Here is an 18,769-nt window from a genome sequence, read left to right on the forward strand (position 1 = left end):
GCATGCTCAGACGAATGGGAACCTCGCTGATCGGAGGCAAGGGGGCTCAATGGGTACAAGCGCTGAACGCGCGGCATCCGTGGAGTCACAACGACTACTTCCACAGTTGGATTCTCGCCAACCTGCCGAGCCGACGACGCGAGGCACTCGACGTGGGTTGTGGCCGTGGCGGTCTCGTGCACTCTCTCGCACTGTATTTCGATCACGTCACCGGAGTCGACATCGACTCCGACATGCGCCGCCGCACAGGTCTTGCGTGCTCCGACGTCACCAATGTGGCCGTCACCGAACGCCAACTCGACTCGTGGGCGGACGAATCCGTCGATCTGATCACGATGATCGCCGTTCTCCACCACCTCGACATCGACGACACGCTTCGCCACGTCGAGCGTGTTCTCGCGCCGAACGGCCGGCTGCTCGTCGTGGGTATGGCTGCGCCACGAAGTCCCCGGGATCTGCTGTGGGACGCCGTATCCATCGTGACCAACCCGCTGATCGGCTTCGTCGGCCATCCCTGGCCGAGCTCAGCGGGAAAGCAGCCGGCACCCTTCCCGGTCAAGGACCCGGTGCTCAGTTTCGACGAAGTGAAGCGGTCGGTCGACGCGATACTGCCCGGAGCAACGATGCGACATCGCGTCGGATTCAGGCACACCATCGAATGGACGAAGCCTGGGTGATCGGAAGGTTCTCTGCTCTGAGCAGAATCGCCGACCCTTGATGGGATCGAGGCTTAGGCTCCGATCATGGGCGAGGTCATACGAATCGATGAGCGCCGAGCAGCACGCGCAGTAGAACCGCTGTGGCGTGAGGTGGTCGGTCGCCGGCTGCGCGAGCGCAGACACTCCCGCGGCGACACACTCGCCGACACAGCGGCGCGAGCAGGCATTGCGCCGCAGTATCTTTCGGAGCTGGAACGCGGCCGCAAGGACCCGTCGAGTGAGATCCTTGCGGCCGTCGTCGGGGCACTCGGCACATCGATGGCCGAAATTTCAGGTCTGGCGCATCACGACCTGTCCCGCGGCAATGCCACGTTGATGGCTGCCTGACGTCGTCCTTCGAGGACCTGGTCGACCAGGCCGTACTGCAGCGCCGACGGAGCCGTCAATACCAGGTCACGGTCGGTGTCGTGCCGAATCTTCGCGGCATCGCGTCCGGTGTGTTTCGCCAGAATCATCTCCATCTCGGCGCGTACCCTGACGATCTCGTCGGCGGCGAGAATGAGATCGGGAATGGTGCCTCGCCCTTGCCCTGCAGGCTGATGCAACACCACCCGGCTGTGCGTCAACGCCGAACGTCGACCCGGTGCACCTGCGGCGAGCAGCACCGCGCCGGCCGCCACTGCCTGCCCCACACATGTTGTGGCGACGGGGGATCCGATGAACTGCATCGTGTCGTAGATCGCCAACATGGCCGCAGTATCGCCGCCCTCGCAGTTGATGTACATCGAGATTTCCTGATCGGGCGAGTCGGCCTCGAGATGTAACAGCTGCGCGATCATCGCATTCGCAACACCGGCATCCAGTGCGGTACCGAGGTACACGATGCGTTCGCTGAGCAGATGCGAATAGACGTCGACGACGCGTTCGCCGCGCGAATCACGGGTGACGACATTGGGAATGGTGTACGTACTCATCGGGCCATCTCCATCCCGAACGACACCCGACGCGCAGGCATGACCTGATCGAACGAACTGACGATGGCGTCGACGAACCCGTAGTCACGCGCGGCGTCCGCGGTGAACCAACGATCGTGCAAGGAGTCGTCGAATATCTGTTCTCGTGTCTGCCCGGTGTCGTCGGCGATGAGGCCGAGCACCGTATCGCGGGTATGTCGAAGATCGTTGGCCTGCACCTCCACTTCGACAGCAGAACCTCCGATGCCGGACGAGCCCTGGTGCATCAGAATCCGCGAATGCGGTAGTGCGTAGCGCTTTCCGGGTGTGCCCGACGACAGCAGGAATTGACCAGCGCTGCAGGCCAATCCAAGTGCCAACGTCGAGACGTCGCAGGGAATCAGGTGCATCACGTCACGGATGGCGAGCATGGCAGGCACCGATCCGCCAGGGGAGTGAATCCACAGGGCGATATCGGCCGACGGATTCTCGGCCGCCATCGTCAACAGGTGGGTGGTGAGGACGGTGCCGTTGTCGTCGTCGAGTGGGCCGTCGAGCACGAGGATTCGATGACGTAGGAGTCGGTCGCGCAGTTCGGGTGGGAACATTCGGGGTGTCTCGCTCATGGTTCGAGTGTGAACTCCAATAGCGCTGTGTGCCAACGATTCTGCTGTCGGCAGCGACGCTGCTCAGAGCTGCGCGACGCTCGAGGGACAATGGAGGCATGACCACACTCGAATTCTCCGATTCCGTCGTCGTCGCCGCATCGCCCGAGGATGTCTATGCCGTCGTATCCGACGTCACCCGAACAGGTGAATGGAGCCCGATCTGCCAGGCGTGCTGGTGGAACGAACCCGACGGCGGCGGTGTGGGATCGACGTTCACCGGACGCAACGTCACTCCCGACCGCACCTGGGAAACGGTCTCGACCGTCGCAGCGGCCGAGCCCGGACGCGAATTCGCGTGGGTCGTCGGCGACAACTTCGTGCGCTGGGGATACACACTCGAACCGGTGGACGGCGGCACCCGACTGACCGAGAACTGGAACTTCCTGCCCGACGGCATCTCTCTCTTCCACCGCAAATTCGGAGACTCCGCGCAGGAGCAGATCGACACCCGCAGCAAGGCCGCGCTCGACGGCATTCCGCGCACCCTGGCGGCAATCAAGCGCATCATCGAATCGGAGTCCTGACAGGCAGGTGCGCTGGCTGTCCACTTTGTGCGTCGGCGTGCGGGAGAATCCGCCTGTCGACGCGAATTGTGGACACTCAGCCCTGTAGTCGCGCCTATTCTGTGCCGATGACGTCCACGGTTCTTCAACTGACCACGGTCCTCGAGCCTCGCGGCCCAGCGGCTGCGATCGTGCTGACCGACGCCCAGGTCGCGTCACTCGGCAGCACCAAGACGCCGCCGGTGCGGTTCACGATCGGTGGGCAGACGGTGGCAGGACGCATCGGGCGCATGGGCGGGGAGAACCTGCTGGGCCTGAACAAAAGTGTGCGCACCACGCTCGGAGTCGAGGCCGGCGACACCGTCGACGTGACCATCGAACTCGACGACGAACCGCGCACCGTCGAGCTACCGGCCGAGCTCGCCACTGCCCTCGACGCCGACCCCGCGGTGCGCGCCGCATTCGACGCACTGTCTCCATCGAAGAGAAAAGAACACGCACGATCGGTCGCCGACGCCAAGCGCGCCGACACCCGCGACCGACGCATTGCGTCGATCGTCGAGGCTCTTCGGCCCTGACGTACCACCTGGCATGGGGCGCGGGTGCCCGCGTCGATCAGACCACGGTCGCGGGCCTGTTCGATGGGACGACCTCCGTCGACCTGTCCGCCGTAGACAGGCGCGCGAGAATATCTACAGCCGAGGTGATGTCGGGAAGTGAACGAGTGAAGGGGATGCGTTGACGGTCGTCGAAGGCATATCCCGTCCCGAATCGTAGTCCGGGTGCCAACAGCACGCCGTGCGATTGAGCTTCGGCGACAAGGGCACTGGATCGAAGACCGTCGGGCAGGGAACACCACAATGCCAGCCCGCCGCCCGGAACGCGAAAGTGCCAATCAGGCAGCAGATCTCGCATCAGAGCAACGGTGTGATCACGTGCGACTCTCGATATGTCGGCGCGCACTCGGCGTACCTCGTCGTACTTGCCCATCAACTCGACCGCAGCGAGTTGATCGAGAATGGACGTCGAAAGCTGGCGTCGCGCATAGGTGGCGGCAATTCTCGCCAGTAGCCCTGCCTCGGCGCGAACCCACCCGACTCGCAGCCCACCCCACACCGTCTTGCTCGTCGACCCGATCGTCACCGTCGCACTATCCGGCGTTGCTGCCCCGAAGGGTTCGATGTCGGGCGACCCGTCGAGGGACAGGTCCGCTGCTACCTCGTCGACGATGGTCAGTACTGCGTGGCGGTGCATCGTCGCGGACAGCTGTCGGCGGGTGCCGAGGGGGAGTCGAGCTCCCGATGGATTGGAGAAGTCGGGCATGAAATAGGCCAGGGTCGGTGCGCTTTGACGTGCGGCCCGGTCTGCGGCCGGCACGAACGCCTCGGTCTCGTCCGGGTCGATGGGCACCGGGATGCATCGGCCGCCGAGTGAGTGGACGAGTTCGACGACACCCGGATACGTCGGGTGCTCCACCAACACGCGGGCACCCGGCTCGGTGAATGTCGCCAACACCGCATGGATGGCGTCGGTGGCACCGGAGGTGACGAGGATGTTCTCGGCCGTGGTCGGCACTCCGCGCCCACGGTAGTAGGCGGCGATCGATTCGCGGAGCTCGAACAGCCCGAGTGGGGCATAGCCGCCGGACGCGAATCGGCCCTGAATCCTTTCGGCCGCGGTTCTGTACGCATCGGCCAGCAGAGGAGAAGCCGACGGTGACGCGTTGACCAATTCCACTGTGGCACCGTCACGGTCGCCGGCGAGGGAACTCCACGCCGGCATCGACCCCGTCGGGGAAACGTATGTGCCCGAGCCCCGTTGGGCGCTGATCCAGCCACCTTCACGAAGGTGGCGATAGGCCGACGCCACCGTGACCCGACTGACGTCCAGACTGTTCGAGAGTGCCCGCTCGGCGGGTAGCCGCGTCTGAGCCGGTACCTCGCCGTTCTCGATCAACCGCCGCAACTCGTCGGCGATCTCGAGGTAGAGCGGACCACCGGATCTGTTGCGCAGCGTCGACGGGCCGATACGTGCTGCCAACTCCGGGGCCGAGATCGCGGTGGCGTCGAACGAGTCCATGCAGTCCACTCTCGCACACTGGACTGAACTATTCACGGTAAAACCAGTCCATTGTTGTCGCATGATCGCAATTGGAGCTGTATTGGCCTTGTCTTTGGTTGGAGCGGGATGGACTGTGGTCGCCCTGCGGGAGGGAGGGAGAAGCGCCCCTGCTGGTCCGCCGCGCAGTCGTATCGATGTCGACTGAGCTCACCGCCCACTATTCGACTCCAACCACGGGATTCCGCCTTCGCCTTCGAATTGTGGACACTGAGCGCACCACCCTCGACTGCAAATCGCCGACGCAACCGGCGTACGCGGAGGACAATCGAGCCCATGCCCGTTCCCGTCGAGTTCTCCACCCTCGATCTCCCGCGCGAGGAGCGGATCGAGCGCTGGGAGGGACACAACGCGGACCTACTCATCGGGCTGCGGTGCCGCATGTTGGAGGTCGAGCAACTCGAGGCGACGGGTACCAATCTTCGACTCGATTCGGTCGACCTGGCTCGGGTCATCGGAACTTCGCACGTGGTCGAGCGCGACGCCGAGCTGATCAGACAGCAGCCGTCGGATTCGGTGATGATGTACTTCAGCCTCGTCGGCGATGCGTTCTTCTACTCCGCGGACGGCATTCGCTCCGTCGGCCCGGGGCAGGGGCTGGTGTTCGACGCAGACCGAGCGTTCATGCGCGGCTTCTCGCACGGGCTCGAGGAGCTGGTGCTGAAGCTGCCGCGGTCGGTGTTCGCGGACGTAACGGGAGCGGCGGTGCCCTCGGAACCCACGGTGCTCGACTTCTCGCCGAACGGAAACGTGCACGCCGCAGCACTCGCTCGGCAGGTAGGGCGTGCCACCAGTCGACGCGACCCGACACCGCCGGACGAGCGCGCGATCCTCGAACTCGTCTCGGTGCTGACCACCGGTGCTCGCGCAGACCTGAACTCGGCCCATCGAGCGGCGGCGCGATCGTTCATCGAACTGCGACTGTCCGACGCGTCGCTGTCCGCCGCGCAGGTGGCACGTGCGGTCGGAATCAGTGCCCGACACCTGTCCCGGGTGTTCGCCGACGACGGCACCAGCGTGCCCAAGTACATCCTCGAACGTCGGCTCGAGCGGGCCCATGCGCAGCTCACCGGCAAGTTCGACGCATCGATGACGGTCGCCGATATCGCTCTTTCGTGCGGATTCACGTCGGCCACTTACTTTTCGCGGTCGTTCGTCGCGAGATTCGGCCGTCGCGCATCCGATGCCCGACGCGACGCCGTGATCACCAGGGCAGCCGGGTGACACCCGAAAAAATCGGCCATGTCTGTCGATTTGCGCCGACCTCGCCGGCATTCGGGTAATCCCGATACGTGATGCAGGACACTCGGTCGTAGGGCCCGAGACCAGAGTCGGGCACGACGAAGGGTGATCCGATGCCGGTATTCGACGACGGTCAGAAGGCGACTGCACTGCCCGATTCCTCGGTGGTGGAGACCGACGTGCTCATCGTCGGATCGGGACCCGCGGGCGGTTCCGCGGCCCTGCTGCTGTCCACTCTCGGCATCCCCAACATCATGATCACCAAGTACCGCTGGACGGCCAACACTCCCCGCGCGCACATCACGAACCAACGGACGATGGAGATCTTCCGGGACGTGGGAATCGCCGAGCAGGTGCTCGCCGACGCGACCCCGCACGAACTCGTCGGCGACACGGTGTTCTGCACGTCCATCGCGGGCGAGGAGATCGGCCGAATCCGTACGTGGGGAACGGGTGCCGACCGCGAGGCGGACTACCAGCTCGCATCTCCGTGCTTGACCGTCGACATCCCGCAGACCTACCTCGAGCCGATCCTCGTGAAGAACGCGACGATGCGAGGAACACAGACCCAGTTCTCGACCGAATACCTCTCCCATGTGCAGGACGACTCGGGAGTGAGTGTGTCCGTGATGGATCGGCTGACCGGCAATCGGTACACGATCCGAGCCAAGTACCTCATCGGCGCGGACGGAGCTCGGTCGAAGGTCGCAGCCGACATCGACCTGCCGTTCGAGGGCGCGATGGACATCGCCGGGTCGATGAACATCACGTTCAAGGCCGACATCGCCGAGTACGTCGGGCATCGACCGTCCGTGCTGTACTGGGTGATTCAGCCCGGATCGAACGTGGGCGGTATCGGTGCGGGCCTGGTGCGGATGGTTCGGCCCTGGAACGAGTGGCTCGTCGTCTGGGGATTCGACATCTCGGTGCCGCCGCCGGTAGTGGACGAGGACGCCGCCATCGCGATCGTCCGGAACCTGCTGGGCATGCCGGAGCTGGAGGTCGAGATCACGGGAACCTCGTTGTGGGGCAACAACGAAGCCCACGCCACACATCTGCAGAAGGGGCGGGTGTTCTGTGCCGGTGATGCGATCCACCGACATCCGCCGAGCAACGGTCTGGGGTCCAACACCTCGATCCAGGATTCCTACAACTTGGCGTGGAAGCTCGCCGCGGTATTGAAGGGCCGTGCCGGTGAATCCTTGCTCGATACCTACAGTGCCGAGCGGGCCCCGGTGGCGAAGCGGATCGTCGAGCGGGCCAATCGTTCCAGTCGTGAATTCGCAGGCCTGTTCGACGCGCTGGGCGTCACCGACGCGAAGACCGAGGCCGAGATGATCGAACGGATCGAAGAGCGCAAGGCGAACACGCCTGCCGGCGCTGCCAAGCGAACGGCACTCGCCGCCGCGATGGAGACCAAGAACTACGAATTCAATGCGCACGGAGTGGAATTGGGGCAGTTCTACACGTCGTCGGCCATCGTATCGGAGGGGGCGCTGCCCGAACCTGCACGAGACCGCGACCTGTACTACCAGGTGTCCACCCTGCCCGGATCTCACCTTCCCCATGCCTGGGTGGGCGATCATCTGAACAAGCGCGCAATGCTCGACATTGCGCCTTACGCGCGCTTCACGCTCATCACCGGAGTTGCCGGATCGGCGTGGGAGGCGGCCGCGGCCGCGATCACCCAGGAACTCGGTGTGCCGCTCGAGACCGTCGTCATCGGACCGGGACGCGAGGTGACCGATCTGTACTTCGACTGGGCTCGGCTTCGCGAGGTGTCCGAGAGCGGCACGCTGCTCGTGCGTCCCGACAAGCACATCTGTTGGCGTGCAGAAGAACTCGTCGACGACCCCGAAGGTGCACTTCGGAAGGCTCTGACCTCGGTGCTGTCGCGATGATCGGCGACTTCGCCTACGAGGCCAACCCGATGCGAGTGCGATTCGGCTCCGGTTCTCTGGAGCGCGTGGCCGACGAACTCGATCACCTCGGACTCCGCCGGGTGTTGGTGCTGTGCTCTCCGAGCCAGCAGAGCGTCGCAGACCGGGTGGCATCCATCCTCGGCGATCGTTGTGTAGGAATACGTTCGGACGCCGTGATGCACGTCCCGGCCGACCTGGCCGCCCGAGCCAACGCGGAGGCCGTCTCACTCGGGGCCGACGGCTGCGTGACCGTCGGCGGCGGATCGGCAATCGGGCTCGGTAAGGCCATAGCACTCGAACACCGTGTGCCCATCGTGGCCGTGCCCACCACCTACGCCGGGTCGGAGATGACACCGGTGTGGGGCATGACGACCGAGGGACGCAAGGAAACCGGCCGCGACACAGCGGTATTGCCGCGCAGCGTCCTCTACGACCCCGACCTGACGGCAGGTCTTCCAGTGGGGTTGTCGGTGACCAGCGGCATCAACGCCGTCGCCCATGCGGTGGAAGCGCTGTACGCACCCGACATCAGCCCGATCATCGCACTGATGGCCGAGGACGGGGTACGAGCACTCGCATCCGCGCTCCCGGTGATCGTCGCCGATCCGTCCGACCCACAGGGGCGCAGCGACGCCCTCTACGGCGCATGGCTGTGCGGCGCGACGCTCGGCAGCACGACGATGTCGTTGCATCACAAGCTGTGTCATGCACTGGGGGGAACGCTGAATCTGCCGCACGCCCCGACCCATACCGTGGTGCTTCCGCACGTGTTGGCCTTCAACCAGTCGCACGCGCCGGAAGCGGTGGCAGCTCTGACCCGGGCGCTACCGGGCACAGCAGACCCGGCCCGACGACTGTGGGACCTGTGCCGGACCCTCGGCGCGCCCCGATCCCTGGCCGAACTGGGCATGCAGGAGAGCGACATCGACCGGATCGCCGAGGAAGCGACGAGCCGATCGTACGGAAACCCCCGTCCCGTCACCCGCGAGGCCGTCACCACAATTCTTCGAGCAGCGTGGGCCGGCGAGCGGCCGAACGAGAGCGAACAGTGAGCGAGAGTATGACCGACGAGACCGTCTCCGAAGCCCAAACCGCCGTCGAAGAACGACTGGTGGACACCGTCATCGGCTCGTTCGGTGAGTGCACCGATCCGCGACTGAAACAGGTGATGACGTCGCTGGTGCGGCATCTGCACGGATTCATTCGGGACGTGCGCTTGACCGAAGGCGAGTGGAACACCGCTGTGTCGTTCCTGACCGAGGTCGGGCACATCACCGACGATCGTCGTCAGGAGTTCATTCTGCTGTCCGACGTACTCGGTGCGTCGATGCAGACCATCAACGTCAACAATCCTGCCCACGTGGGTGCGACCGAAGCAACGGTGTTCGGCCCATTCTTCGTCGACGACGCACCGCGCATCGAGAATGGTGGCGACGCGTCGGGAGGTGCTGCAGGACAACCGTGCTGGGTAGAAGGAACCGTACGGGACACCGACGGTAACCCGATTCCCGGTGCCCGGCTCGAGGTGTGGGAGGCCGACGAGGACGGCTTCTACGACGTTCAGTACGACGATGCCCGCGTCGGCGGTCGAGCGCATCTCTACAGCGACGACGACGGGCGCTATCGATTCTGGGCGCTGACTCCGACTCCGTACCCCATTCCGCACGACGGGCCGGTCGGGCGAATGCTCGCTGCAACCGGCCGCTCGCCGATGCGGGCATCGCACCTGCACTTCATGGTCACGGCACCGGGGATGCGAACTCTGGTGACGCACATCTTCGTTCGCGGTGACGAACTGCTGGACAGCGACACGGTGTTCGGGGTCAAGGATTCGTTGATCAAGGACTTCGTGGAGCAGCCGGCGGGCACCCCGACACCGGACGGTCGAGACGTGGGCGACACGACATGGGCGCGGGCCGATTTCGACATCGTGCTCGTTCCTGCCGACAGATCGTGACGGGTCAGGACTCGGCTGGAGCGCCACCGGCGATGGAGTCGATGAACGGGGACAGCAGCAGTGCGAGATCGTCTGCGGCAGAGGCGGCGTCGTCGGGAGGCTCGGGAATGTAGCTCAGGGCCAGGCGCACGATGGACTTGCTGATGACGTCGGCCTGTCGTGGACTTGCGCCCACCCAACCACGCTGGAACGTCTCCGCCAGACGCTCGCCCGCACGGTCGATCAGCACCTCGCTGTCGGTGGTGATCAGGCGCAGAAGATCCTCCGGTGCGTCGCCACTGTGCAGGGACCGGACGAGTGGGTCCAGACCGCTCAGCTCGAAGAACGACGAAAAGCCCTGTCTCAGAGCGGCCGACGCATCGTTCTCGTGTTGGTACAGCGCCGTCTCGCACATCGCGACGAACGCGTCCGTCAATCTGATGGCGTACCCCTGTGCGACGCCGCGCCGCGAACCGAACTCGTTGTACAGGCTCTGTCTGCTCAGCCCCGCTGCTTTGGCGATATGGCTCATCGTGACGTTGCGCCAGTTGCGCTCGTGCAACAACTCGCGCAGCGCATCGAGCGCCACATCGCGCGCCAGAGTGGACGCGGCTTCACGGTATCGACCGGGAGTCGACGTCTGTTCGGCGGCGGGCATGAACACGACTCTATCGAACGACCGCATGTGGCCTGTCCAGCCAACCTTCTTCGAGACTGTTCCGATCGACGGGGTCCGCGCTCGCGATGAGGGTGCGGACCTGCCGGATGTCCTTGGGATGACCTACCCCGATTGCCCCGACGAGCCTGTCCTCGCGCACCGCGCAGGCCGTGAACCGACGGCTTTCGATGGAGCCGCGAACCACGAAATACTCGTCGCGTGCATCGGTCCACCCCGCGAATTGCAGGTTGACGCCGTGCTGCATGGACCATCCCCACGGAACATCGAGAGCACCGACGTCGAGACCGAGGATGGATCGCGCCGCCCGGGTCGCCTGATCGACGGCTCCGTTCCAGTGCTCACTCCGATACGTCCCGCCGAGTACCGAGTTGGGAACTTCGGCGACGTCGCCCGCGGCGTAGACGTTCGGTCTCGACGTGCGCATGCCGGCGTCCACCAGGATTCCCGACGCGGTCTCGAGGCCCATGTCCGCCCCGAGCTCGGTGTTCGCGACCGAGCCGACAGACACCAGCACGGTGCCCGCGGACCATGAACGACCGTCCGCGGAGGTTGCGAGAACGGTGCCGTCGGCCAGCTTCTCCAGGCCGGTCACGGCGACGTCGGTGTGCATCGTGACGCCGTTGTCGGCATGCAGGTCCCGGTACATCTGCGAGATCGCGGCCGGTGCGATCCGGTTCAGCGGAGCCGATGCCGCCTCCACCACCGTGACCTCGGCACCGAGCGATCGTGCCGCTGCCGCCGCCTCGCACCCGATCAGGCCGCCGCCTATCACCAACAGTGATCTCGTTCGGGCGATGTCGGCCTGCAGCGGGGCGACATCGGCTGCGGTGCGAAGGGTGAACACGTGCGCGGCACCCGGTAGGTCGAGTTGCCGTGCACGAGAACCCGTTGCCAGCAGCACGGCGTCGTACGGGACCGGAGCACCCTCGTCCAGGTGCACCTCGGAATCGGTAACGGCGGTAGCCGTGACGCCTGCGCGAACGTCGACCCCGTCGATGGCTGCACCGAGCTGAACCTGATCGACCGATTTCGTACCCAGCAGCAGTTCCTTGGAGACAGCCGGTCGACGGTACGTGGTCTCCGGTTCGCTACCGACGATCGTGATGGATCCGGTGAAACCCTCGGCGCGAAGCACTTTGGCGGCGGTGTACCCGGCGGCCCCGGTGCCGACGATCACGACGGTGCCGGGTTGGCGAGCGGTCACCCGCGCTCGACCTCGACCATCTCGAAATCGGCCTTGGCTGCACCGCAGTCGGGGCACGACCAGTCGTCGGGAATGTCGTCCCAGCGCGTGCCGGGTTCGATGCCGTCCTCGGGCCAGCCGAGCTCTTCGTCGTACTCGAATCCGCACTGCACACAGCGGTATAGCTTCATTTCTTGCTCCGGAAGTCGATTTTCTCTCGGACGCCGCAGTCGGGGCACGGCCACTCGTCGGGTACCGCGGACCACGGAGTTCCGGCCGGAAAGCCCTCGCGTGGTGCGCCCGTGGTCTCGTCGTAGACGAACTCGCAGACCGGGCACTCGTAGGCAGCCATCACTTCGCTCCGTATGCGGCGAGGATCTTCTCCCGCTTGGACGGCGCGATGTTGACGCGAGTGATGTCGCCGTCGTAGTGATCGAGAACGCGGTGATCCATCACCTTGCGCCACACGGGCGGGAAGTAGGCCAGCGAGATCATGCTTGCGTAACCGCTCGGCAGGTTGGGTGCTCCGTCCATGCTGCGCAGAGTCTGGTAGCGCCGGGTGGGGTTGGCATGGTGATCACTGTGTCGCTGAAGGTGATACAGGAAGATGTTGGTCACGATGTGATCGGAGTTCCAGCTGTGCTCGGGGGTGCATCGCTCGTAGCGGCCGTTGTCCTTCTTCTGGCGCTGCAGGCCGTAGTGCTCGAGGTAGTTGACCGTTTCGAGCAGCGAGAAGCCGTAGATTGCCTGAACTACCAGGAACGGCAGCACGATCGGGCCGAACACAACGGCAAGGACGGTGTAGAGGACGACGGACATCAGCCACGCGTTGAGCACATCGTTGTGAATACTCCACGTGCTCTTGCCCAGTCGCTCCATGCGGGTCTTCTCGAGTTCCCAGGACGACCGCAGGCTTCCCCACACGCTGCGGGGGAGGAAGGCCCAGAAGCTCTCACCGAACTTCGAGCTCGCCGGATCCTCGGGAGTAGCGACACGTACATGGTGACCGCGGTTGTGTTCGATGTAGAAGTGGCCGTAGAACGTCTGTGCCAGTGTGATTTTCGACAGCCAGCGCTCGAGGTCATCCTTCTTGTGACCGAGCTCGTGCGCGGTGTTGATGCCCACGCCGCCCATGACACCGATGCTGATGGCCAGGCCGATCTTCGAGAGCAGCCCCAGACCGCCGTCGATGCCGAGCCACGAGAGGTTGTCAGCGGACCAGAGGTAGCAGGCGAACACCAGGCTGGCGAGCTGGAACGGAATGTAGGCGTATGTGCAGTAGCGGTAGTACTTGTCTTCCTCGAGCGCCTTCATCACCTCGTCGGGCGGGTTGTCGCCGTCCGGCCCGAAGAACCGATCGAGGATCGGGAGCAACCCGTAGACGAGCAGCGCGCCGATCCACCACCAGACCGGCGCCACGGCGTTCCAGCCGAGCTGGTTGAAAGCCCACACCAGGCCGGTTGCCAGAAACACCGCCGTCGGCGGGATCAGGCCCATGAGCCAGAGGTATCGCTTGCGGTCGTGCCACTCGTCGACGGGCGCCTGTGCCTGATCGTCGACATTCGATGCCGTCATCGTCACTCCTCGTGTAGGGCGGATCACTGTGCTGTGGACAATACGCGCAATTTGTATCCCGTGTGTACAAATCAAGATATTTGTACATCAGGCGGATGGATTGTTGCGGCAGTCACAGCGTCACCGTTTGGACGAATCGGCCTGCTACCTTCCGACTCGTTGTGATCGGTCACGAATGGTCACGGCACTCGCAGGTCCGTCTGTATCCCGTCGGGGGTACTTCACATCAGGAGTAGTTATGGACGCATTCATCGCCAAGATCATCGTCGACGTCATCCTCGGGCTCATCGGCAGCGGAAGTGCCGAGAGCGGCAGTACCGCAGTGAGCGCAATCCTCGGATCCTGACCCGAAGGGGCTGCGTCGGCGAGAATGCCGGCGCAGCCCGCGGAGCGTCAGTGGCGAAGCGGTAGGAGTGAACGCGGGGCATCGCCGCACACGCTCGATGGCGAACAGCTAGAAGCGGCCCTCGGCGATGGCGAGTACGACAAGAGCGATCGCCGCGATAATGAGTATTGCTAAGAGTGCCAACTGGATTGGGCTGGTCGAGCCTGGCGGCCGAACGCCGTTCGGACCCCTTTTCTGGAGCATGGCACAGACTGTAGGTCACTTCTCGGGTTTGTGCACAAGTTGGATGGTACAAACCGGCGAATGTGCCGATATGATTCGCACACCTGTTCGATCGGGAGTAGAGTTCGAGTCGGTGGAGCGAGGAGGGAAGCCTTGCTCCACCGCTCCTACATATGACACCCGAGCGAGTGGACGGTGACGGCGATGGACGACGTGTTGCGCAAGGTAGCGGAGCTCAAAGCACTGGTCACCGAGCTCGAGGCGCTCGACCGTCAACGCGTCGGGATGGGTGACCGGCTGGTCGATCTCGAACATTACTTTCGCCGAGCTGGTTGCCCCGAGTTGTCGCAGCAGGCACTCGACGCGTTCGTCGGCACCTATGCCGGCCGAGTGCTCGAATTGGCGGATGGCATGCGCGGCTGACGCCTGCCGAAGACATCTGCCGTTCGCGTACCAGGCGGTATCTTCTGTGGTTCACTGGTTCATCCAAGTCGGGACACGAGGAAAGCCGCTCGAGATACGTGAACAGTCTGCGCGAATGGTGGGCACTTCCAGTCGACTACGGATGGAACGTTGCCTTCGCGCGCTCGCAGCAGGCGCTCGAGATCACGAAGATCCTCATCGGCCTCTGGTGCTGGCTGTTCGGCGCGGCGGCGGCCATCGGATTGGTGGTGCCCGGCCTCGCCGAAGGCAGTCTGGGTACGGCTGCACTGTGGTTCACCGTCGCCACGACAGTCCCGGTCGGGGTCGCCTGGTGGGTCGGTGGCTGGCCGAGCTGGCAGATGTCGATCGCCTTCGTCTTCTACGCCGACGTCGTCCTCGCGGCCGTGGTGCTTACCATCGGTGTTCCCACGACGGTTCTGCCGACCGCCGCCCTGTTCACCGTCATCGGCAGTTACGTCGTCGGGTTCCACGGTCCCAAGCTGCTCACTGCCCACTACGGTTTCGCCTTGGTCACGACCGCGGTGCTGTACGGCTCGGCGTTGGTGGCCGAACCCGAACTACGGTTACTGGCCACGGTCTACCTGGTGATCTTGATACTGGTGATGTTCTCGGCACCGCTGATCGTGCACACGTTCATGATGATGCTGCGACGCGATGCCACCGGCGCGTTCTACGACCCCCTCACCGGATTGCAGAACAGGCGGGGATTCGACGCTGCGATCGGGAACCTGCGACTACGGCCGGGATCGGCAACCGGAATGACGGCCGTGGTGATGGACATCGACAACTTCAAGGCCGTCAACGACCGATACGGCCATCTGCAGGGAGACGCCGTGATCCGGCTGGCGGCGTCCCGCATCCTCGACGTGTTTCCGGCACCCGCCATCACCGTTCGGCTCGGCGGCGAAGAGTTCGCCATCATTGCCCTCGACGACCGTGACTCGGTTGTCGCCAGCGCTGAGGTACTACGAATTCGACTGTGCAACGCCACCGATCGGTCCCCGCTGACCGCCTCGATAGGCGTCGCGCATGCGGTTGTCGATGGGCGGGAGATCGGCACCGCAGTGGAAGAGTTGCTGGGTCGCGCGGACCGGGCGATGTACCGGGCCAAGGGGCTCGGCGGCGACCGCGTCGCCCTGTCGGAAGGCGAGCCTCGATCGCCGCGGCCGGCCGGCGAGCCGCACTGACGAGCGACGGCGTCGACCGATCCCGCTACTGGAACCGGTCGACGCCGTCAACGAAGTCGAAATATGTTGCTACAGAGCAACCTTGGCCGCGATGGCCTGCTGCGTTCCGACGTCGAAGACCGGGTTGGTCAGGTGCACGTCGAGGGTGTTGTTGGGGCCGGCGATGAGACCGTTGAGCAACGAGGTGTACGTGCCGCAGTTCTGGAACTGCGGAATCGTGTACGTGCCCTTCACGTGGGTGTCGGCCTCGTTGTTCTGAATCAGATCGATCGCGTCGAGGGCACCGGTCAGATTGGCGGTGGTCTCACTGGTGACACAGTTGCTCCCCGGGGGAATCAGGTCGAGTGCCGCCGACCCGGACGATCCGGTGCCGCCGATGCCGAGGGGCTTGACGGAGTCGATGCGAATCTTGAAGCTCTGCGCGACATTCAGCTCCAGTTGCGGTGCCTCGGCGGGACCGCCGGCTGCAATGGTGCCGGAGACCGGAGTGGCGTCGACGATCGAGATGGTGAAGTTGGCGAGCGTCGCCGGGCCGAGCTTCAGATCGGCCGACGCCTGCGGCAAGGCAAGTGTGCCGGTCACCGTTCCGCCGACGAGGTCGACGTCGGTGGCCAGAGCGGTGGTCGGGAAGACCACCGGCTGGCCGGTCTTGGCGATCACGGTCGTGGTGTCGGCCTGGAACGTGATGGGAAGGGTGTCGGCAGCGTTGGCCGGGCCGGCGACCAAGGTCGCCAGAGCGACACTCGACGCCAAGGCCGTCGCGGTGACGACGGCTTTGTTACGGATCTTCACGTGCTCTCCTGAATATTGTTGTTGTGCTGGAAAGGGATTGGCGATCAGGACAAGGTGAATGCCGGGTTCGGTTGCACCGACAGGCTGTTCACCGTGCAGTTGCCCGACATCGGCTGGTTGCTCGACGTCAGAGTGTTGGTCATGTTGTCGAACGAACCTGCGAGCGTTGCGGGCCCGCAGTTGTAGCCCAGAAGCGAGAAGCCGACGTTCGAGACCTCACCGGTGGTGGAGCTGGTGGGAGTGAGGGTCCAGGGCAGGTTCTTCAGCTGCGGCAGGCCGCAGAGGCGGTTCGATCCGCTGATCTTCGCGTCGGTGATCGACGCCGACGAGCCGTCCGCGCTGGTGGATCCGGACAGGGTGATCGAGCAGCTGACGGGTACCCCGAACGAGGCCGGTGTGGTGACGACGATCGTGCCGGGTGCGGTGAAGGCGGTATTCGCCGGTGAGATGGTGGCGGCAGCGGCACTTCCGGCACCGAGGGTGGCCCCGGCAATCGCGACTGCAGCAGCGACAGTGGTGAACGTTCGGGTACGGGACGGCAGGTTGAGCGTCATCGATCCTCCAAGTCCGAGCAGCTTCCGGCTCCCAGACGGGCATCCGGTGGCTCCGGTTCTCCGGCAGCCGAAACGAACATTAGGACGACGAAATGGATGTCGGATATGTTCTTTTGCAAGACAGTGACAAGTCACAATCCGGTCGGTATGTTTGTTGTAAGTCTTGGTATTGATTTCGGTCGGCAACTCGGAAGGTATGCGCTTCATGGGTTTTCGGCCCGTTTTTTCTGGGGGAGTCGGCATGATGGGCGCGTCGAACACCCGTCTGTGGCGTTATCGAACCGTTATCGTTCGTTACCGAAACGAGACGCGCCGTATTGCTTCGGTGACACCTGAGTCGTTCAGGCTGGCGTCAGCGAGAAAAGACGACCCGAAGAGGTTTGAAACAGATAGCAACCCCTGCGTGACGGGGGTGGTTTTTTCATGTCAAACTGTGGTGTGACGTTCGCGCTGGCCGAAGCAGGTTCAACAGTCGACACGGACACGGGAGAGTTGACGGTGCAGCCGTATTTCGCCCCGGTCTGTCGACTGGACAACGGTGCGCTCGCGGCAATCGAAGTACAACTGCGCGGCCCGAAGGACGGTCCACTCGCCTCTGCCGATGCACTCAAGCGCGCCGCTCGCGCCATGGACGCCAAGCGTGAACTCGATGTTCTCGCGTGGGGAGTGGCCCGGCTCGAAAGCGCCGTTCGGCTACCGATGCTGGTCTCGATGGATGTCGACTCGCTCGCAGCACTCGACGAAGCCACCGAAGAACAGTTGCGTCGCGACATCGTCGTCGTCACCGAGGCGGCACTCGTGGACAGCCCGGCGCGCACACTGGCCGCGATCGACAAGGCACGTCGCGACGGAAAAGTGGTTGCCGTCGACGACGTCGGTCGCCGACCGCAGTCCCTGACGCTGCTGCCGCTCATCGAACCCGATGTCATCATTCTGTCTTCCTCCATGGTCTCCACCCGGCCCGATCTGGCCACCGCCCGTACGGCGCACGCGGTGTCGGCTCAGGTGGAGCGAACCGGTGCCGTGGTCGTGGCCAGCGGAGTCGACACCGCTGTGCACCGCAGCCGGGCACTCGGTCTCGGTGCCACCTACGGAGTGGGCGAGCTGTACCCGGCTGCTCAGACGACCGAAGAGTTGCCGGCCGACGCCGCGGAGATCATGCCGCCGTTCCCCACCTGGAGCACCCCCGCCACCGCGCTGGAGTCGCCGTACGCAATTGCCGCCGTAGGCAAGGTCGCGACGCGGAGCACCAAGCGTCTGTTGGTGGCCATGAGCACGTCCCTGGAGATGCAGGCATCGGCATCGGGCCCGGAAACATTGGTACTCGGCACCTTTCAGCGGGCCGAGCATTTCACACCGACCAGCCGTGCGCGGTGGGTGTCGATGGCGGAGCAGATCTCGTATGCCGGCGTCTACGGCGTGGGGATGGGCTACGTGCAAGAGGGCGGCATCGTGCACGCCCCGCTCGACCCGACGGACTCACTCGTCGAGGAGTGGAACGTGGTAGTTCTCGGCCCGCATTTCTGCGGAGTGCTCGCTGCCATCGACCTACACCGGGGCGAAGCCGATGCGGATCGTGAATTCGACTATGTGATGTCGTACGACCGCGCCACCGTAGTCCGTTGCGCCCGTGCAATTCTCGCGCGCTTCTGAACCGTCGAGTCGGCGGTGTGCGTACTGGATGTTTCGGGCAGCCACGGCAGGGCATACGGCACAACAGGTGATGAAGTAGTCCGGACTGCCACATTGCTCAGACCCCGTACGTTGAAAACACAGCGTGCGGGGT

At 64.4% G+C, this 18,769-nt stretch carries 21 protein-coding genes; 11 read left to right on the top strand and 10 right to left on the bottom strand.

Annotated elements, in window-relative coordinates; all coding sequences use genetic code 11:
- Positions 1-2 precede the first annotated feature (2 nt).
- On the top strand, positions 3-677 hold the full coding sequence (locus tag CH278_RS06320) for a class I SAM-dependent methyltransferase (RefSeq protein WP_218828690.1): 675 nt from the start codon (positions 3-5) through the stop codon (positions 675-677).
- A 66-nt stretch (positions 678-743) separates the two neighbouring features.
- Complete coding sequence (locus CH278_RS06325; protein ID WP_045841141.1) at positions 744-1,046, top strand: helix-turn-helix domain-containing protein; 303 nt, start codon at positions 744-746, stop codon at positions 1,044-1,046.
- Here the strand turns inward: CH278_RS06325 and CH278_RS06330 are convergent.
- Both CH278_RS06330 and CH278_RS06335 read right to left on the bottom strand, forming a co-directional pair.
- Entirely contained in the window at positions 1,004-1,633 is a 630-nt protein-coding gene (locus CH278_RS06330; RefSeq protein WP_032383043.1) for a ClpP family protease, read from the bottom strand. The two genes, CH278_RS06325 and CH278_RS06330, sit on opposite strands and share 43 nt — an antisense overlap.
- Positions 1,630-2,238, bottom strand: a complete 609-nt coding sequence (locus CH278_RS06335) for a ClpP family protease (RefSeq protein ID WP_032366937.1) — start codon at positions 2,236-2,238, stop codon at positions 1,630-1,632. Before CH278_RS06335 ends, CH278_RS06330 begins: the two co-directional genes overlap by 4 nt.
- A gap of 98 nt (positions 2,239-2,336) precedes the next feature.
- On the opposite strand from CH278_RS06335, the gene CH278_RS06340 reads away from it, so the two are divergent.
- Both CH278_RS06340 and CH278_RS06345 read left to right on the top strand, forming a co-directional pair.
- Positions 2,337-2,804, top strand: a complete 468-nt coding sequence (locus tag CH278_RS06340) for an SRPBCC family protein (protein WP_032374961.1) — start codon at positions 2,337-2,339, stop codon at positions 2,802-2,804.
- A 107-nt stretch (positions 2,805-2,911) separates the two neighbouring features.
- Positions 2,912-3,361, top strand: coding sequence for a YdeI/OmpD-associated family protein (locus tag CH278_RS06345; protein WP_048317593.1), 450 nt, complete (start codon positions 2,912-2,914; stop codon positions 3,359-3,361).
- Positions 3,362-3,398: 37 nt separating this feature from the next.
- Here the strand turns inward: CH278_RS06345 and yczR are convergent, their stop codons facing one another.
- On the bottom strand, positions 3,399-4,862 hold the full coding sequence (gene yczR, locus CH278_RS06350) for a MocR-like transcription factor YczR (RefSeq protein WP_094621465.1): 1,464 nt from the start codon (positions 4,860-4,862) through the stop codon (positions 3,399-3,401).
- A 315-nt stretch (positions 4,863-5,177) separates the two neighbouring features.
- Here yczR and CH278_RS06355 point away from each other — a divergent pair, with 315 nt between their 5' ends.
- From CH278_RS06355 to CH278_RS06370, 4 genes are all read left to right on the top strand, one after another.
- A complete protein-coding gene (locus CH278_RS06355; protein ID WP_179274466.1) occupies positions 5,178-6,125 on the top strand; it encodes an AraC family transcriptional regulator in 948 nt (315 codons plus the stop codon).
- A 131-nt stretch (positions 6,126-6,256) separates the two neighbouring features.
- A complete protein-coding gene (locus CH278_RS06360) occupies positions 6,257-8,044 on the top strand; it encodes an FAD-dependent oxidoreductase (protein WP_094621467.1) in 1,788 nt (595 codons plus the stop codon).
- Positions 8,041-9,117, top strand: a complete 1,077-nt coding sequence (locus tag CH278_RS06365; RefSeq protein WP_032392236.1) for a maleylacetate reductase — start codon at positions 8,041-8,043, stop codon at positions 9,115-9,117. The genes CH278_RS06360 and CH278_RS06365 overlap by 4 nt, the downstream gene beginning before the upstream one ends.
- An 8-nt stretch (positions 9,118-9,125) precedes the next feature.
- Positions 9,126-10,022: a dioxygenase family protein gene (locus CH278_RS06370; RefSeq protein WP_094621688.1), complete on the top strand. Its 897-nt coding sequence runs from the start codon at positions 9,126-9,128 to the stop codon at positions 10,020-10,022.
- A 4-nt stretch (positions 10,023-10,026) separates the two neighbouring features.
- On the opposite strand, the gene CH278_RS06375 is transcribed toward CH278_RS06370, so the two are convergent.
- Genes CH278_RS06375 through CH278_RS06395 form a run of 5 tightly spaced genes read right to left on the bottom strand, consistent with a single transcriptional unit; the run spans position 10,027 to position 13,438 of the window.
- The gene (locus tag CH278_RS06375; RefSeq protein ID WP_094621689.1) at positions 10,027-10,659 is read right to left on the bottom strand and encodes a TetR/AcrR family transcriptional regulator; all 633 of its coding nucleotides are present in this window, start codon (positions 10,657-10,659) and stop codon (positions 10,027-10,029) included.
- Positions 10,660-10,669: 10 nt separating this feature from the next.
- Entirely contained in the window at positions 10,670-11,884 is a 1,215-nt protein-coding gene (locus CH278_RS06380) for an NAD(P)/FAD-dependent oxidoreductase (protein ID WP_094621468.1), read from the bottom strand.
- Positions 11,881-12,054 (bottom strand): rubredoxin, encoded by a 174-nt coding sequence (locus CH278_RS06385; protein ID WP_027495558.1) that lies wholly within the window; start codon positions 12,052-12,054, stop codon positions 11,881-11,883. Before CH278_RS06385 ends, CH278_RS06380 begins: the two co-directional genes overlap by 4 nt.
- Complete coding sequence (locus CH278_RS06390; protein ID WP_094621469.1) at positions 12,051-12,215, bottom strand: rubredoxin; 165 nt, start codon at positions 12,213-12,215, stop codon at positions 12,051-12,053. The genes CH278_RS06385 and CH278_RS06390 overlap by 4 nt, the downstream gene beginning before the upstream one ends.
- Positions 12,215-13,438 (bottom strand): alkane 1-monooxygenase, encoded by a 1,224-nt coding sequence (locus tag CH278_RS06395; RefSeq protein ID WP_094621690.1) that lies wholly within the window; start codon positions 13,436-13,438, stop codon positions 12,215-12,217. The genes CH278_RS06390 and CH278_RS06395 overlap by 1 nt, the downstream gene beginning before the upstream one ends.
- Positions 13,439-14,210: 772 nt before the next feature.
- On the opposite strand from CH278_RS06395, the gene CH278_RS06400 reads away from it, so the two are divergent.
- Together CH278_RS06400 and CH278_RS06405 are read left to right on the top strand one after the other, a co-directional pair.
- Positions 14,211-14,429 (top strand): hypothetical protein, encoded by a 219-nt coding sequence (locus tag CH278_RS06400; protein ID WP_094621470.1) that lies wholly within the window; start codon positions 14,211-14,213, stop codon positions 14,427-14,429.
- 98 nt (positions 14,430-14,527) lie between these two features.
- On the top strand, positions 14,528-15,637 hold the full coding sequence (locus CH278_RS06405) for a GGDEF domain-containing protein (protein WP_094621471.1): 1,110 nt from the start codon (positions 14,528-14,530) through the stop codon (positions 15,635-15,637).
- 69 nt (positions 15,638-15,706) lie between these two features.
- On the opposite strand, the gene CH278_RS06410 is transcribed toward CH278_RS06405, so the two are convergent.
- The gene (locus CH278_RS06410) at positions 15,707-16,429 is read right to left on the bottom strand and encodes a hypothetical protein (protein ID WP_032366928.1); all 723 of its coding nucleotides are present in this window, start codon (positions 16,427-16,429) and stop codon (positions 15,707-15,709) included.
- Between the two features lie 44 nt (positions 16,430-16,473).
- Positions 16,474-16,983, bottom strand: coding sequence for an alkane oxidation protein activator PraA (gene praA / locus CH278_RS06415; protein ID WP_032366927.1), 510 nt, complete (start codon positions 16,981-16,983; stop codon positions 16,474-16,476).
- A 423-nt stretch (positions 16,984-17,406) separates the two neighbouring features.
- Here praA and CH278_RS06420 point away from each other — a divergent pair, with 423 nt between their 5' ends.
- A complete protein-coding gene (locus CH278_RS06420) occupies positions 17,407-18,636 on the top strand; it encodes an EAL domain-containing protein (RefSeq protein WP_179274267.1) in 1,230 nt (409 codons plus the stop codon).
- Positions 18,637-18,769 lie beyond the last annotated feature (133 nt).

Source organism: Rhodococcus sp. 05-2254-5 (assembly GCF_002258575.1).
In the GTDB taxonomy this organism is placed as follows: Bacteria; Actinomycetota; Actinomycetes; order Mycobacteriales; family Mycobacteriaceae; genus Rhodococcoides; species Rhodococcoides fascians.

Coding starts and splice junctions, on each gene's coding strand:
- CH278_RS06320 (WP_218828690.1), top strand. CDS start 3: ATGCTCAGACGAATGGGAACCTCGCTGATCGGAGGCAAGGGGGCTCAA.
- CH278_RS06325 (WP_045841141.1), top strand. CDS start 744: ATGGGCGAGGTCATACGAATCGATGAGCGCCGAGCAGCACGCGCAGTA.
- CH278_RS06330 (WP_032383043.1), bottom strand. CDS start 1,633: ATGAGTACGTACACCATTCCCAATGTCGTCACCCGTGATTCGCGCGGC.
- CH278_RS06335 (WP_032366937.1), bottom strand. CDS start 2,238: ATGAGCGAGACACCCCGAATGTTCCCACCCGAACTGCGCGACCGACTC.
- CH278_RS06340 (WP_032374961.1), top strand. CDS start 2,337: ATGACCACACTCGAATTCTCCGATTCCGTCGTCGTCGCCGCATCGCCC.
- CH278_RS06345 (WP_048317593.1), top strand. CDS start 2,912: ATGACGTCCACGGTTCTTCAACTGACCACGGTCCTCGAGCCTCGCGGC.
- yczR (WP_094621465.1), bottom strand. CDS start 4,862: ATGGACTCGTTCGACGCCACCGCGATCTCGGCCCCGGAGTTGGCAGCA.
- CH278_RS06355 (WP_179274466.1), top strand. CDS start 5,178: ATGCCCGTTCCCGTCGAGTTCTCCACCCTCGATCTCCCGCGCGAGGAG.
- CH278_RS06360 (WP_094621467.1), top strand. CDS start 6,257: ATGCCGGTATTCGACGACGGTCAGAAGGCGACTGCACTGCCCGATTCC.
- CH278_RS06365 (WP_032392236.1), top strand. CDS start 8,041: ATGATCGGCGACTTCGCCTACGAGGCCAACCCGATGCGAGTGCGATTC.
- CH278_RS06370 (WP_094621688.1), top strand. CDS start 9,126: ATGACCGACGAGACCGTCTCCGAAGCCCAAACCGCCGTCGAAGAACGA.
- CH278_RS06375 (WP_094621689.1), bottom strand. CDS start 10,659: ATGCCCGCCGCCGAACAGACGTCGACTCCCGGTCGATACCGTGAAGCC.
- CH278_RS06385 (WP_027495558.1), bottom strand. CDS start 12,054: ATGAAGCTATACCGCTGTGTGCAGTGCGGATTCGAGTACGACGAAGAG.
- CH278_RS06390 (WP_094621469.1), bottom strand. CDS start 12,215: ATGGCTGCCTACGAGTGCCCGGTCTGCGAGTTCGTCTACGACGAGACC.
- CH278_RS06395 (WP_094621690.1), bottom strand. CDS start 13,438: ATGACGGCATCGAATGTCGACGATCAGGCACAGGCGCCCGTCGACGAG.
- CH278_RS06400 (WP_094621470.1), top strand. CDS start 14,211: ATGGACGACGTGTTGCGCAAGGTAGCGGAGCTCAAAGCACTGGTCACC.
- praA (WP_032366927.1), bottom strand. CDS start 16,983: ATGACGCTCAACCTGCCGTCCCGTACCCGAACGTTCACCACTGTCGCT.
- CH278_RS06420 (WP_179274267.1), top strand. CDS start 17,407: ATGTCAAACTGTGGTGTGACGTTCGCGCTGGCCGAAGCAGGTTCAACA.